The 15377-nt window shown below is 56.4% G+C and carries 12 protein-coding genes; 4 read left to right on the top strand and 8 right to left on the bottom strand.

Annotated features, from left to right (window positions below; genetic code table 11):
* Window positions 1-87 precede the first annotated feature (87 nt).
* The 7 genes from ABC395_RS21750 to ABC395_RS21780 form a co-directional block, all read right to left on the bottom strand.
* Window positions 88-2547, bottom strand: a complete 2460-nt coding sequence (locus ABC395_RS21750; RefSeq protein WP_413005931.1) for a chemotaxis protein CheW — start codon at window positions 2545-2547, stop codon at window positions 88-90.
* A gap of 12 nt (window positions 2548-2559) precedes the next feature.
* Complete coding sequence (locus tag ABC395_RS21755; protein WP_413005932.1) at window positions 2560-3012, bottom strand: chemotaxis protein CheW; 453 nt, start codon at window positions 3010-3012, stop codon at window positions 2560-2562.
* A 64-nt stretch (window positions 3013-3076) separates the two neighbouring features.
* A complete protein-coding gene (locus ABC395_RS21760; RefSeq protein ID WP_413005933.1) occupies window positions 3077-4681 on the bottom strand; it encodes a methyl-accepting chemotaxis protein in 1605 nt (534 codons plus the stop codon).
* Complete coding sequence (locus ABC395_RS21765) at window positions 4678-4854, bottom strand: hypothetical protein (protein WP_413005934.1); 177 nt, start codon at window positions 4852-4854, stop codon at window positions 4678-4680. Before ABC395_RS21765 ends, ABC395_RS21760 begins: the two co-directional genes overlap by 4 nt.
* 44 nt (window positions 4855-4898) lie before the next feature.
* Window positions 4899-5363: a chemotaxis protein CheX gene (locus ABC395_RS21770; RefSeq protein WP_413005935.1), complete on the bottom strand. Its 465-nt coding sequence runs from the start codon at window positions 5361-5363 to the stop codon at window positions 4899-4901.
* Window positions 5364-5699: 336 nt separating this feature from the next.
* Window positions 5700-6368 (bottom strand): response regulator transcription factor, encoded by a 669-nt coding sequence (locus ABC395_RS21775; protein ID WP_103997027.1) that lies wholly within the window; start codon window positions 6366-6368, stop codon window positions 5700-5702.
* Complete coding sequence (locus tag ABC395_RS21780; RefSeq protein WP_413005936.1) at window positions 6361-9900, bottom strand: PAS domain-containing sensor histidine kinase; 3540 nt, start codon at window positions 9898-9900, stop codon at window positions 6361-6363. Before ABC395_RS21780 ends, ABC395_RS21775 begins: the two co-directional genes overlap by 8 nt.
* Window positions 9901-10162: 262 nt before the next feature.
* Between ABC395_RS21780 and ABC395_RS21785 the strand changes: the two genes are divergently transcribed.
* The 4 genes from ABC395_RS21785 to ABC395_RS21800 all read left to right on the top strand — a co-directional run bounded on the left by ABC395_RS21785 (window position 10163) and on the right by ABC395_RS21800 (window position 13495).
* Window positions 10163-10864, top strand: a complete 702-nt coding sequence (locus ABC395_RS21785) for a futalosine hydrolase (protein ID WP_413006783.1) — start codon at window positions 10163-10165, stop codon at window positions 10862-10864.
* Window positions 10861-11691 (top strand): 1,4-dihydroxy-6-naphtoate synthase, encoded by an 831-nt coding sequence (locus ABC395_RS21790; protein ID WP_413005937.1) that lies wholly within the window; start codon window positions 10861-10863, stop codon window positions 11689-11691. Before ABC395_RS21785 ends, ABC395_RS21790 begins: the two co-directional genes overlap by 4 nt.
* A 381-nt stretch (window positions 11692-12072) precedes the next feature.
* Window positions 12073-12654 carry a sigma-70 family RNA polymerase sigma factor gene (locus ABC395_RS21795; RefSeq protein ID WP_413005938.1) on the top strand — a complete coding sequence of 194 codons (582 nt, stop codon included), beginning with the start codon at window positions 12073-12075 and terminating at the stop codon, window positions 12652-12654.
* Window positions 12647-13495 (top strand): hypothetical protein, encoded by an 849-nt coding sequence (locus tag ABC395_RS21800; RefSeq protein WP_413005939.1) that lies wholly within the window; start codon window positions 12647-12649, stop codon window positions 13493-13495. Before ABC395_RS21795 ends, ABC395_RS21800 begins: the two co-directional genes overlap by 8 nt.
* Before the next feature lie 393 nt (window positions 13496-13888).
* On the opposite strand, the gene ABC395_RS21805 is transcribed toward ABC395_RS21800, so the two are convergent.
* The gene (locus ABC395_RS21805) at window positions 13889-15007 is read right to left on the bottom strand and encodes an NADH-dependent flavin oxidoreductase (protein ID WP_413005940.1); all 1119 of its coding nucleotides are present in this window, start codon (window positions 15005-15007) and stop codon (window positions 13889-13891) included.
* Between the last annotated feature and the right edge of the window lie 370 nt (window positions 15008-15377).

Consider the following 15377-nt stretch of genomic DNA (forward strand, 5'->3'; position numbering starts at 1 on the left):
GAAAATAAAAATAGCCCTTTAACCGGCAGGAGGCCGGCAAGGACTATTAAGACTATCAAGAAAGAAGGATTGCAGGGAAATGCCGGATTAATGCGGACGGACGCCGCTGCGGCCGATGATGGAGGCGATCTCCAGGATAAGGGCCACGTTACCGTCGCCCAGAATTGTCGCCCCGGCGATGCCGTCGACTTTGCCGATATAAGGCCCGAGCGACTTGATGACGATCTCCTGGTTGCCGATCAGTTCGTCGACCACCAGAGCGAGACGTTTCTCGGCCGATCCCACGATAACGAGCGGGATGTGGCTCCGCGTATTTTCCATGTACGGGATACGGAGATAATCATGCAGCCGGGCCACCGGAATCACCTGGTTGCGAAGCACAATGACCGATTGTCCCCGGATACTCCGAATGTCGTCCGGGCTCACACGGACAATCTCGGCTATATTGCTCATCGGGACGATAAAGGTGCGCCCGCCGAGCTTGACCTGAAGCCCTACGATAATGGCCAGCGTCAGAGGAAGCTTGATCTTGAAGCAGGTTCCGTGGCCCAGGCGGGTTTCGATGTCGATCAGCCCGTTCAGCTTCTCGATGTGGCTGCGGACGATGTCCATTCCGACACCCCTGCCGGATACGTCGCTTACCGTGCTGGCGGTTGAAAAGCCCGGGCGGAAAATAAGCTCCACGGCTTCCCTTTCGCTCAGTTGCTCCGCTTCTTCCCGGGAGATTACCCCCTTCTCCAGCGCGGAACGGATCATCCGGGCGGGATCGATCCCCGCTCCATCGTCCTGCACGTAGATGACGACCTGGTTGTCTTCGTGGGCGGCCCGGATGGTGAGGACGCCTCCGGCGCTTTTGCCGGACAGCGTCCGGATCTCCGGCTTCTCGATTCCGTGATCCACCGCGTTGCGGATCAAGTGGATAAGCGGGTCGGCGATCTCCTCGATGAGCGTACGGTCCAGTTCGGTATCTTTTCCTTCGAGCACGAGCTCGATCTCCTTGCCCAGCATGCGGGAAAGATCCCGGATCATGCGCGGGAAGCGGTTGAAGAGCTGTTCGATCGGCAGCATCCGCGTCTTCATGACGCTTTCCTGCAGATCGCCGATGATCCTCGACAGATGGTCGGCGATCTGGCCCAGCTCATCAACGCTCTCATCGGCGAAACGCCGCCTCTGCGTGCGCTCCACCTGATGAATGCGGGTCTGGTCGATCACGAGTTCCCCGACCAGGTTCATCAGGTGCTCCAGCCGCTCGACGCTCACGCGGATCGTCGGAGACTTGGCCTTGGCCGGAGCATCCGCGGCCGCCGGCCTGGAGGCCGGTGCGGCGGCTTGCGGCGTTGTCGCGGGGGCCATGGCGCTGCCCGCCGCTTGCGCCGGGGCGCCTGCGCTGCCGCTCACGCCCGCAGGGCTGCCCGCTTGGCCCGCCGCTTGCGCCGGGGCGCCTGCGCCGCCGCTCACGCCCGCGGGGCTGCCCGCTTGGCCCGCCGCTTGCGCCGGGGCGCCTGCGCCGCCGCTCACGCCCGCGGGGCTGCCCGCTTGGCCCGCCGCTTGCGCCGGGGCGCCTGCGCCGCCGCTCACGACCGCGGGGCTACCCGCTTGGCCCGCCGCTTGCGCCGGGGCGTCTGCGCCGCCGCTCACGCTCGCGGGGCTGCCGGCTTGGCCTGCCGCTTGCGCCGGGGCGTCTGCGCTGCCGCTCACGCCCGCAGGGCTGCCCGCTTGGCCCGCCGCTTGCGCCGGGGCGCCGCCTGCCCGGTCTCCGGCGCCCGCCGCATCCCGCGCGGCCCCGGGTACCGCCGCTTCTTCGTGCGCCAGCGGCTCCACCACGGCCCGCTCGACTTCCATGAGGCCGTCGGCGAACGCTTGCAGTTCTTCCCGGGACTGCTTTCCCGCATACAGGAAAAGCAGATCCCCGGGACCCTCCTCGTCCAGACCTTCCGGCTCCGGATCGGCCAAAAGCACGTCGCCGCACTCATTCAGCGCGGAATGGATAACGTATGCGCGGGCTCCGCGGATGAGGCATTCGGGAGCGATCCGGATATCCACCCAGAACAGCTCTTGCCCTTGTTCCATCCGCTCCTGCACCCTCAGCTCCAAATCAAGCGAAAGAGACGGTTTGCCGCGGTGAACGGGCATTTCCGCTGTCTCCGCCCTGTCTCCAGGGAGACCGGGATTTTCGCTGCCGAAACTCCTCAACGCGCGGACACAGTCCGAAATATCCGCGGAAGGCGGCTCCCCGCCAACGATGTCCTGCTTAAGCTGCTTGAGAATATCCAGCGCGGTGAACAGGAGATCGACCAAAGCGCCGGACACGCCAAGCTGCCCGCTTCTGACCCGGTCCAGCAAATGTTCCATCTCGTGGGTTAACTGCTTCATCTCTTCGAAGCCCATTGCCGCCGACGATCCTTTGATCGTATGAGCGGCCCGGAACAGGCTTTGAATGACGGTTCCTGACTGACCGGACTGCTCCAGCTTCAGAATCTCCCCGTCCATGACCTGAAGCTGTTCTTCCAGCTCCTCCAGAAAGATTTCCCTGTACTCGGACAACATGCCAGTCAACTCCTATTCGTGAAGCAGAACTTCGTCCAGTTTTAAAATCCCCGCCAGGCCGCTGTCCGCAAGCCCAATTCCCGTAAAAAACCCGCCCTGTACGCCGCCCACCCGCTCCGGCGGAGGCTGTATATCCGTGAAGGTCGTCACTTTGCTCACATAATCCACCATAATTCCGACGGTGTCTTCCAGGTGATGAACCACGACAATCCGGGACGCCTTCGTCGGCTCCGCCTCCTCCATTCCGAACAAGGTCCGGAGGGAAATTACCGGGACGATCCGCCCTCTCAGGTTGATCACCCCTTTGACGTAAGGCTTAACGTTCGGAATAGCCGTAACGGCCTGCATTTTAATAATCTCATGAATATCGTAAATCCGGATGGCGTACTGTTCCCGGTCGATGCCGAACGCCACATACTGCTCGTGCCCGCTTCCCTGCATAAAAAGGTCCTCCCTCTCGTTCATAAGGAATCCGGCTCCCGCCGTTAAAAGAATAACCCCAATCAGGCTGACTGGGGTCCCTGCCTCGCTAGGCGGATTTGCTGATTTTGAAAACCGCTACCGTCCGGTTAAGCTCTTCCGCCAATCCGGCGAGCGACTGGGCCGTGGAGGCCGTCTCTTCGCTGCTTGCCGCCGACTGCTCGGTTACGGCGGAAATGCTTTCGATCGACGACATGACCTCGGAGGACTGCGCCGCCTGCTCTTCGCTTGCCGCGGCGATCTCCATCACCTTGTTGGCGGACTCGTTCACCATGCCGATAATGTGATGGAACGATTCGCCCGTCTGGCGGGACAGGATCACGCCGTCGCCGACCGCTTTGACGCTCTGGCGCGTATTCTCCTGCATGCCCTTGATAATCGCGGTAATCTGTTTCGTCGCTTCCCCGCTCCGTTCGGCGAGCTTGCGTACTTCGTCCGCAACGACCGCGAATCCTCGTCCCTGGTCCCCGGCGCGTGCCGCTTCGATCGCCGCATTCAGGGCAAGCAGATTGGTCTGCTCGGCGATATCGTCAATCACTTCGATAATCTCTCCGATTTTGTTGGAATCCTGTTCCAGTCTGGATACTTGCTCATTGACCTGGTTCATGCTCTCAATGGAAGAGTTCACGATCTTGCCGCCCTGCTGGGCGATATCCAGCGCATCTGTCGAAACCTCCGAAGCCTGCTCGGCGCTCGTCGCGACCGACGTAATCGCGGTCGACAGCTCCGTGAACAGCTCGTGGATGGTCTGCGCGGCGTTAGCTTGGCTGACGCTTCCGCTCGCGATTTCCTGCGTGCTCGCCGAAATCTGCTCGGCCGCCGCCGACACGCTTTCGGCCGACGTCAGGATGCCGCCTACCGTGCTTCGCAAGCTGTAGACCATTTCGTTCACGGATTTGGCCAGCTGGCCGATTTCGTCACGGGTGTCGATATCGGTGACTTCGGTCAGATCGCCTGCGGAAACTTTACCAACCAGGCCGACCACCTTGTTAAGAGGCCGGGAAATGATCCGCGCGATCGCGTAGCCCAATCCGATGGAAATCAGGAAGGCCGCAATCATAACCGCAAAAGTCACATTGCTGGAGCTTTTGTACAAGGCGGCGCCTTCGGCGTTGCGTTCTTCCGCCAGTTTCACGTTAATCTCGAACATGTCGTCGAAAGCCTTCATGACTTCATCGCCTTTAGTTTTCAAGCTGCCGCTCGCGAGCAGGGCTTTAAACGCTTCACGGTCATCGCCGTAGCCGATTTTAACGGCTTCCTCCAACTGCTTCTGATAACTCTCCCATACGGGATGAAAAGCTTGAAGCAGATCTTTTTCCCCCTGGGTAACGTCCGTTTTCTCGTAAGCTCCTATTTTTTCGCCGATTTTCTTCACGTTCTCGTCGATTTTCTTCTTGTACTCGTCTTTCTGGGCCGGAGTATCCGCAAGATCGTTCAAGTCCCGGAGATCCGTTCTTATGACCTGATAATAGAAGGAAGCGTCCGAAACGACCCGGAGCGGAACCAGATTATTTTCATACATGCTGCTCAGGCTGTTGTTGAGCCTGCTCATGTTGACAAGCCCGAAAAAACCCGTGAATACCAGCAAAATGGCGATAAATACAAAAGCCGATACGAGCTTTGCGGATGTTTTTAAATTGCGGTACCATTTCATTGTCCGTACCTCCTGCCTTTGCGTCCTTCAATCACTTTGAGCTCGGCTTCCAGGTCGTGCAGAATGTCGTCTATTTCTTCGCTCGTTAATTCTCCCTCATTTCTTTCCGGATGATAATCGCTTCTTCCTCTGGAATTGTCCCACAGCGCTCTTATAAATCTCGTTTTTTCCATGTGTGCTTCCCCACCTTAAAATTGTTGATGTGCTGCGATGTTTTTTATGCGGCTTCGGACTTCTGAAGAAGCAGGATCATATGGATCGTCCCGACTTCCGCAAGGGAAACCGCTATTGAAATCCCTTTTTCGAATCCGTAAAGCTTCATTTGTCCTACCATGACCGTCGGCGGGGTAATATCGATTTTGTGTCCTTTCTGATAAATAATCGCCGACGTATTTCCGGCAATCATATTCGCCATTTCCCCTACAAAACTATGGAGCATTTCACCTTCAAGAGGCATGCCAAACATGGATTGTCCCAGTTTACCGAACGTTTCGATATCACCTTCGATAACAAGCCTTCCTTCAACATCCCCGACGATTCCGATCAACACTCCGATTTCGCCCTGGATGACCGCATTTTGCAGCATGCTGGGAGGCTTCGTGTCGATAGGGATGGGAAAAACCTGGCTCATCGATGCAATGGTGCTGTTCAGCAAATCTTTAACTCCGTTGGGATTCTGCACTTCAATCAACCACCCTTTATGTGTATAAAATGTTCTCTGCCCTTACCTTCGTTGCCATCCGGCCGCGGATAAGGGCAGGCATTTACCCGCAAACTCGCTTCCTCCCTTTCGGGAGCATGAAGAATCTGAGCAATCCGGCTTAGGTTAAAAGACCTAGAAGCTGTTTTAATCATAAACCGCAAAAGAGCGGTGGTAACCGAAAAAGCTTTGCGGGAACACGCAAAAATATTGCGGAAACTTGTAAATTCCTGTCGGATTAATGGTAATAAATAGACAAAAAAAACCGTATCACAACTGTGTACGGTCGGTTTTATGTCGAACTTGATAAATTTTTTATCATGCCATTTTCGGAAAATCTTCATCGGACAGCAGGCCCAGCTGCTTCGCTTTCATGGCCGCTTCAATCCGTGATTTTACGTTAAGCTTGTGAAAGAGGTTCGTCAGGCAGTACTCCAGCGAGCGCTGGCTCATCAGGACGGATGCGGCGATTTCCTTGTTGCTTCTCCCTTTCGCGATCTCTTTCAAAATCTCGTATTCCTTGGAACTTACCGCCTGCGTTTCGGGACTCCCGCCTGCGGATTCCGCAAACTGGCTGCCCGTCGTGCGCCTCAACTGCTTGACCAGGGACAAAGGCAGTACGGCTTCCCCCCTGAGAGCGCACCTCACAGCCGTTACGAGCTGTTCCTTGTTTGCCGTTTTGAGAACAAACCCGGCAATTCCGGCTTCAATCATCAGATTGAAATGGTTATTGAATTCAAAGCCCGTGTAGATCAGGATGACCGCGTCCGGAATAAGGTGCAGAATTTGTTTGGCCAGATCGATCCCGTTCATCGTAGGCATATGCAGATCGATCAGCATCACGTCAAAATGCTGGGCAACCGCCAGCTCCAGCGCTTCTTTGGCCGTATGGGCCAAGGAAACTTTCATATTGGTATCCTGCTCCAGCAGCATTTTCGTCCCCTCCATGACGGAAGGATGGTCGTCGACCAATAAGATCTCAATCATCGTTATCCCTAACACTCCAATTTCTGATTTCGAATTTCTGATTCTGTTTCACCGGTACGTTAATGAAAACGGCGAGCCCATTGTTCGGGGAGGAGTAAAACTCAACGTCGCCATCCATACTGCGAACCCTTTCTTTAATGCCATAAACTCCCATACTGTTAAAGGACTCCACCATTCCACTAACATCCATACCGATTCCGTTGTCCTCATAACTCAAATGAATCCGGTCGGAGTGAGCCGACAACTTGAATTGAACTTTCGCTGCGTTAGAATGTTTCGTCGCGTTGGCCAGAAGCTCCTGTACAATTCGATATAAGCCGATCAACAAATCGTCGTCGTGCAGGGAGCCGTGAAAGTCTGTGTAGTCAAAAGCAATGGAATAGTCGGTCCGCAGCTGCGTAAATTCGAACAGGGCCTCCAGAGAAGCCACCAGGCCCTCTTCCTTGAGCATCGGCGGCCTCAGCTCGTTGCACGTGATGCGGATCTGGTAGATGACATCGAGCAGCCCCTGCGTGATCTGGGCCAGTTTCTCCCGCAGATCCGGCGGAACCTCGTCATCGGATGATATCTCGTCAAGCTTGCGGTACCAGATAATCTGCTCCTGCAGAGCCCCGTCGTGCAGATCCTGGGAAAGACGCTTGCTTTCATTCTCGGATAGAGCGAATAAAAGCCGGATCAGCCAGGAAGGCGTCTTTTGCCGGGTCGCCAGCTCACGCAGCTCCTGAGTCAGATCTTCGATGACTCTGAAATTATCGTACAGGACACTCGCGTAGCGGGCGATCGTTTTAATCCATACCCTTTTGGATTGTAACACGAGAGAAGGGGACTTCTCTCCGATGCACAGCAGGTAGCTTTTCCCTTTAATATCCCCGATGCGGATCAGATGGCCGTCCGGCGTATCGATAATTTCGCAGACGGGCAGCGGGTCGGAACAGCCCTCCACAATTTCCTCCCAGACGTGCTGGGGAATATCCGAACTGCCGTTTTTAACGGTAATCTTGTTCTGCTTGTCCACCTCAACGAGACTGATTTTCTCCGTGCGGATCATTTCCCGCACTTCCTGAATAAGCCTCCGGTCCAGCTCCTGCACGTTCATCAGCCCGAATAAATCGCTTGAGAAGCGGTCCAGGCTTGTCTGGAGCACATAGTAGCGGTCCTTGCTCTCGCGGACGATCTGTTCCGCATAGTCCCGGTCCTTCTCCGCCTTCTTCTGTTCGCTTATATCCCGGATGATGGTCATGGCGACATCCCTGCCGATATACGGAATGGGAATGGAAACGACTTCGGCGTCGATGATCCGGCCGTCCAGCCGGACGATTTTGTGTTCGGCGATGCGGGTGGCTTCCTTGTTCTCGTAAACCGCGTTCAGACGGGCGCGCACCTTGTCCTTGGAATTCGGGTGAACCGTGTCATAGATCGAGCGGCCGATCAGGCTGCAGGTCGTTCCCGCTCCGAACAGATCCAGGCCCGCCGGATTGACGTAATCGAATTTGTGGTCCCGGGTCAGAATCGTCGGAATCGGCGACAGCTCCACCAGGTGGCGGCTCAGCCTCTCGCTTTCCAGCAGGGCGGTTTCGGCCTGTTTACGCGTCGTAATATCCTCGAAGAAAACGAGGAACGCTTCGGAACGCGCGTCATAGATCGCCGTCGCCAGCATATCGACCACATTGCCGTCGCGCCGGGTAATGGCCAGATCGATAGGGGCGCTGGCTCCGCGTTCACGGATAGCCTGCTCTCCTTCGAACCGCGCATCCGGCTGAATCCAGTCCTGCGGCGTCGTCCCGATGATTTCCTCCGCGCTTCCCGCACCCAGCACCCGCACCGCGGCTGGATTCGCGTAGATGACCTGCCCGTCTTTATAGAGCGCGATCGAAACCGGGGACAGCTCCACAAGACTGCGGTAGCGTTCTTCACTGTCCCGGAGCGCCTGCTCCATCTGCTTGCGTACCGTAATGTCCGTATGCACATGAAGGGAGGAAAGCGACAGCCTGTCGTAGATGCCCGTCACTTCCACGTCGATGACGCTCCCGTCGGTACGGACCATCTTGTACTCCAGCGGGGGAGCATACCTCTCCTGGGCCACCGCAAGAGCGCGGCCCCGGGCCTGCTCCACATAATCCGGATGCATGAACTCGTAGATGCTCCGGCCGATGACATCGCAGGGCAGCGCGGCGCCGAACAGTTCCAGCCCCGCGGGGTTCGCGTAAATAAACCGCTCGTCGCGGATCATCGTCAAAGGCTGGGGCAGCAGCTCGATCAGATGCCTGTACCGCTCTTCACTCTCCATCAGCTCCCGCTCGATCAGTACTTTCTCCGTGATGTTCCGGGATACGATGATGATGCTCTCCGTTTTCCCGTCGGCTCCCCGGACAGGGTTGGCTACACAATCGAAATGCAGCTGGGAGCCGTTCGCATGGATAAGCCGGCAGCGCGCCGTCCATACGCAAGCCGATTCCGGCATTCCTTCCAGCTTGAGCCGGATCAGCTTCCCGTCTTCGGGATGCATCATATCGTACAGCGACAGGCCGGCCGCGGTGGAATCGTCCAATCCCAGCCTCGCTTTATAGGAAGGGGACGTGTATTGGAACTTTCCGTCCCTGCCTACCACGGCCACGAGGTCCGTCATATTTTCCGCGATCAGACGGTAGGTGGCCTCGCTTTTTTGTAACGACCGCTCCGTCAGTTTCTTCGAAGTAATGTCCCTGCACAGCACGAAAACTCCCGTCACCGCGCCGTTTACATACACGGGCACCATTTTTATATCCCAGTGATACAGGCGGCCTTCATTATGGTAAGAAGTCATCTCGAACGTCTGGGTCGTACCCTGCACCACTTCGTCGAAATACACCGACATCCGTTTCAGACTGTCCACGCCGAACAGTTCGATAAGCGACAGCGGGTTCACGATACTGTGCCGGCTTCCCGTAATTTCCAGGGCGGCCGAATTGATATCCACTGCCTTCCCGTGCAGATCCAGCTCCACGATCACATCCGAATGATGTTCGAAGAGAGAACGGTAGCGCTGTTCGCTTCTCTGCAGAGCCTCCTCCGCCGCTTTCCGGGCCGTAATGTCCAGCACCACCCCGTCCAGACGGAGTAACGCGCCGCTCGTCTCATCCCGCGTGGGAATCATCCGGACCTGCACCCACCGGACATCGCCGCAGGCGTGAACGATCCGGTATTCGCTGAAATCGGAAATCCCCTCTTTGACGTTAACGCCCGATGCCCGGTACCGCTGAAAATCGTCCGGGTGGATAATTCTTTCCCAGGCTTCCCGGGTAGCGAAATATTCGGGCCGGTAGCCGGTAATCTTGAGCAGGGCTTCCGATGTAAAAGGAACGCGCCGGGACGAATAATCGTACGACCAGGTGCCCACATCCACGGTATGCATAATATTGACCAGCAGGCCGTGCTTTTTGACGAGCTGTTCATGATGTTTCCATTTTTCCAGATTTCTTTTGTAAACAATAAGAAGGATTTGGACGGTCAGAAGAAGGATGCATACAGCAGCGCCGATGATAAATTCATTCAAGGTGTGTGTCTCCTTTATGCGTGAAGAGTGAGCCCGGGGATGCTGTGCGGCAGATGAGGCTGCCGCGGAACAAGAAAGGCACGAAATGGATTCAGATAGCTATTAGTTCGGAAAAAGCGCGTTCCAGTCCTTCCCGATCCGTGCGTATAGGCGGATAAATTTGACAATGGGGAAAATTTGTTTAGCCCTAAAGTTTTTATACTGCGAAGCATTGGTTTATAATATAGCTTATCCGGATCAGCATTTAAAGGAGATCTTACAAATGAGCCCTGATTTTTATTCGGCCTCTTCCCCGCTTCCTGCGGGTGAAACGCCTCCCATCAAGCGCGTCCTGATCATGACGCCTGTCGAAGCCGAGCGGGACGCCGTGCTCCGCGGTCTCGCCGGAGCGCCCGGCTTCCGGGTGGAGCTAGCGGGCGTCGGTCCCGTGGCCGCGGCTGTCTCCACGACGGCGGCGCTCGCCGCTGCGGAATACGACCTCGTCCTGGCCGCCGGAATCGCAGGCGGCTTCGAAGGCCGGGCCGAGGTCGGCTCGCTCGTCGTGTCGAGCGAAATACTCGCCGCCGATCTGGGCGCCGAGACGCCCGGGGGCTTCCTCAGCCTGGACGAGCTCGGCTTCGGCTCGGCCCGCGTGCCTGTCGACGCGGCGCTTGCCGGCCGCGTCGCCGAAGCCCTGGCGGCCGCCGGGCTGCCCGTAAGCACAGGTCCTGTGCTTACGGTCTCCACCGTGACCGGCACGGCGGAGCATGCCCTGGAGCTTGCCCGGCGGGTGCCCGGCGCCGCCGCCGAGGGCATGGAGGGCTTCGGCGCGGCTAGCGCCGCCCTCGCCCGCGGCATCCCGTGCCTGGAGCTCCGCTCGGTCTCCAACGCGGTAGGTCCGCGCAACAAAGCGGCATGGCGAATTCCCGAAGCGCTCGCCATGCTGGAGAAAGCCAGTTCAGTCTTACCGGAGGTGCTGTTATGAACATCGCGTTTTCCCCGTGTCCGAACGACACGTTCGTCTTCCATGCCTGGGTGCACGGGCTTATCCCCGTCGCTCCCGAGCTTGATGTCCTGTATGCCGACATCGATATTACCAACGGCCTGGCCGCCGGTTCCGGCGGTCCCGAAGTAATGAAAATCTCCTACGCGGCTCTGCCGTGGGTTCTCCGCGACTATGCCCTGCTCCCTTGCGGCGGCGCTCTGGGCAGAGGTTGCGGACCGCTCGTGCTGTCGAACGGCTCCGCCGATCCGGCGTCCCTCTCGGGTAAGCGCGTCGCCGTTCCGAGCGAGCGCTCGACCGCGTACCTGCTGTTCCGGCTGTGGGCCGCCCAGCAGATCCCCGGGGGCGTCGGCGAGATCGTCGTGATGCCTTTTCACGAGATCATGCCGGCCGTCCGGGACGGGAAGATTGACGCGGGCCTCGTCATTCACGAGGCGCGCTTCACCTACCCGTCCTACGGGCTCAGCCTGCTGGCCGATCTCGGCAGCTGGTGGGAGTCCGACACGGGACTCCCCATTCCGCTCGGCGCCATTATCGCAAGGCGTTCGATGGACCTGAAAGCGGTGGCGGGATGGATCCGCTCTTCCGTGGAGTATGCGTGGGCCCATCCCGAAGCGTCCCAGGCATACGTGCTCCAGCATGCGCAGGAGATGTCTCCCGAGGTTGCCAAGGCGCATATCGACCTGTACGTGAATTCGTTCACTGCCGATCTCGGCGAGGACGGCTACGGAGCGGTCGAAGCGCTGCTCGGACGGGCCGCGAAGGAAGGGCTTGTGCCCGAATTCGATCTGAAGCTGCTTCGCGCCTAGCCTTCGGGCTGCTCCTCCCTCATCGGAACGCGTCCAAAGGTTTCACCGGCTGACGGTGGAGCATGCCGATATGAAGCCGGTACATGAAAGTTTTCCTTCTTAATAAGACAGCCCAAAAACAGCCTTGATTCGGTAGTTGACCGGACCAAGGCTGTTTTGTTTTTTATAAACAAAAGTTCTCCAAGTCCCGGGAATTTCCCGGCCGTTCCGCCGTCCCCGGACTTTTTTCATTGATTTGCTTTTCTGCCGCGGGTCCTTGTTCTATGCTGGTATCAACAATTTTCAAACCGTTTTGTTAATGCTTTTCCCTTATCCGCGTATTAACATACGTAAATTTCCTCGACCAGAATACTTACCCGAAGAAAGAAAGGAGGAAAGGAGTTGGAGAGCGTTTCAATAAATAGGGAAATTTACCGCAATCAAGATGAGACAACGCGTGAAACTATTTTAACCTCCGAACAATTTTCAGAGCTGTATGAAATGTACATCGACCGCGTTTACAAGTACATCTACTACCGGATTCACAATTCTTACGAGACGGAAGATATTTGCAGTAAGGTTTTTGAGACGGTCATTTCCAAGTACAACAGCTTTTCGGAAGAAAAAGCCAAATTTGATGTGTGGCTGTTCGCGATTGTAAGAAACGCGGTGACCGATTACTTTCGCGCCCGGAAAAAAAGATTCCATTTCTCACTGGATTCCATTACCGGCCACATCCTGCCTAAGCCGTCACCCGAAGAGCTCGCTATCCGGGGCGATGAACATCAGGCCCTGTTTAAAGCGCTGGAAAAACTGCGTGACAAGGAACGCAATATCATCGCAATGAAGTTCGCGGCCGGTCTGAAAAATTCGGAAATCGCCGAATTGATGGGGGTTAGCGAGTCCAATATCGGCGTCGTAGTCTTCAGAAGTTTAAAAAAGCTGCAAAAAATTTTGGAGGCGGGTAGGTTCAGGAATGAGTGAAAAACAGAATCCGGAAGCATATGAAAAAGTCGTTGATCTGCTTGAAAACATGGAGGTCGATCCCTTGACCAAAGAACGTATTTTCAAGCGTGTGGCAAACAAAATGGAGACGGGAACCATTCAACCCGAAAACACGAAAAAGGATGCGATCGCTATGTTGAATAAAAAATGGAAAACCGCTGCCGCGACGGCGGCTGCTGTAATTATCATTGGAGGCGCTCTTTCGACCACCTCGTACGCACAGGGGATGTTCGAATCCATCCTTGCACGTTTCCAAGTGGGCAATATGAAAATTGTCCAAACCGACAAGGAACGGCCGGCTCCTGAAACTAACGTACCGGCCCGGCAGGATAAAGCCGCCGAATCCGGAGAGATCAAGCTTCCGGAGCAGCCGAAGCTGACTGTGCAGGAAGCCCGTGCCGCAACAGGCATGAATTTCCCTGTGCCTGCCTGGACAGCCGGATTTGAATACTCCAACACGGTTATTCAAGCTAAAACCATGGTAGAAGTGCAGTACAGCCAAGGCGAAAAAACCGTTAACTTCCTGATCTCTAAGGGAGGCGAGAACGGCATTGAGACAACTGGCGAGGTTAAAACGGAGGTTATCGCCGGGAAGAAAGTCTATTTTGCGAACGGGATTGTACTCTGGGAAGATAATGGCTTCACCGTAGAGCTGTACGCACAGGAAGATTTCGACACGGCCTCGCTCGAAAAAATCATCAAAAGCTTTGCCGTCGGAAAGCCGTTGACGCAGGACGAAATCGACAAAGCGAAATCCGTCTTGGACAAGGGCTTGAACTCGGAAAAAACGGGACCCGCTCCGGCTCCGGCTTCGAACTGACAGGGAATTCAATCGCAGCAGCTTCTCCGGGACAAGTGACGCTCCACAACCCTTACGGGTTGCGGGGCGTCTTTCTTTTCTCTTTTATACCGTGAAGTCCGGAATTACGGCGGCTGAATCCAGTGCGGGCTGCGAGGTGCGGACTCGTTTGTCATTCCGTCAACATGATTCAAAAAGAAGAAGCCCGCATTATACACGGGCTTCTTCTTTCTTCTTCCTTCTAACGCGAAGCTTCCGGCGCGTGATGCCCGGCTTCACATGACGGTGGTAACAGGCACGGTCCGCACAACGTGACATTAGGCTAACGCCATTCGGCTTTCAGCTTACCTGCCCCGCTGCCGCGATGCGGCAGCTTGCCCGCCGTTGTCGCCGAGAAGCAGGTGCGGACGCGGTTTAGACGACCGGGAACCAGCCCGGTGTATTTATGATCGCGTTCCACAGCGGGTCGGGAATGACCAGACGCTCCTGATCGTTCCGGGTCAAGGTCGTCTTGATTTCGGATTCACGTCCGTCCGCGACTTTACCGACCCAGTCCGGTTCCACGATCAGCTCGCGGCCCAGGGCAATCAGAGGCACGCCGGTTTCCAGCGCCTTCAGGGCGTCGTCGGCCGTATGAATGGAGCCTACTCCCATTACGGGCGTTCTGCCGCCGACGGTCTCGAGAATAATCTCGATCCGCGGACGATTATCGTCCTGCGTTCTCGGAGCCGACCAGAAATCCATCAGGGAGACGTGGATATAGTCCAGTCCTTTGTCGGCCAGCGTATTTACGAGCTGAACGGAATCGTCCATGGTGATTCCGGGTGTCTCCGGCTCTTCCGGCGAGAAGCGGTAGCCGACGGCAAACGGCTGCTTCGCATGCTCCGCCACGACACGCTGCACTTCGTCCACGATCGCAAGGGGGAAAGTCATCCGCTTGTTCACGTCTCCGCCCCACCGGTCATCGCGGCGGTTGGAATGCGGGGAGAAGAACTGCTGAATGAGATACCCGTTCGCTCCGTGGATCTCCACACCATCATACCCCGCTTCGATGGCACGGCGGGTCGTTTCGCCGAAGCCGCGGATAATGTCTTCGATTTCGGCATCCGTCAGCGCTCTGGGCACGACGCTTCCCGCTTTCTCCTCCGCTACTGCGCTTGCGCTGACGGTTTCACCGTTCGGCACCAGTTCCGGCGGGCAGCTGCGGCCGCCATGGAAGATCTGCAGAATGGCTTTGGCTCCCTGCCCCTTGATTGCCAAGGCTAGGCGGGCAAGGCTCGGAATCATTTCATCACGGTCTCCGGCGAACTCCCCAGGGAACCCTTTGCCGTTAGGCGTCACGTACGTACAAGCGGTAATTACGAGACCCGCTCCATTGGAACGGCGTTCATAGTACGCGATTTCCGCATCCGAGACGGTTCCGTCCTCGTTAGACGAATAGTTCGTCATCGGAGCCAGCACGATCCGGTTATCCAGTTCCACACCGCTCGGGAACGTAAAAGGTTCAAACATAGCTTTATACTTGCTGTTCATCTGGTTTCTTCCTCCTCTATATCCGTTCACACGTACACAATTAGCTTGCTCCAATTTGTCCGGAGATATAAAACGTCTTGCGGCGTAACTCTGCCCGTCGACTTCTCCAGCCTATGTTCTGACGCCTGTAAAAGCCGACTAGTTCAGGAGGCTTTCCGGCGCCTGACTGTTATTTTATTGGTAACAGTTACTCGTTGTCAAGCGCCGATGCATCGGTACATCCCGACTCGACCGTTTTTTTCTGTCTATTCCGCCTGTTTCTCTAGGAATTTGGCGGCGGAAATTTTATTGCCGCATAGAACCTGGTATGCCGGCTTTTCCAAAGCAGCCTTGCTTTCCGGAGAAACTGTAACTATAATGATTACAAGAT

The sequence above is a fragment of the Paenibacillus canaveralius genome (assembly GCF_047238265.1).
GTDB lineage: Bacteria > Bacillota > Bacilli > Paenibacillales > NBRC-103111 > Paenibacillus_F.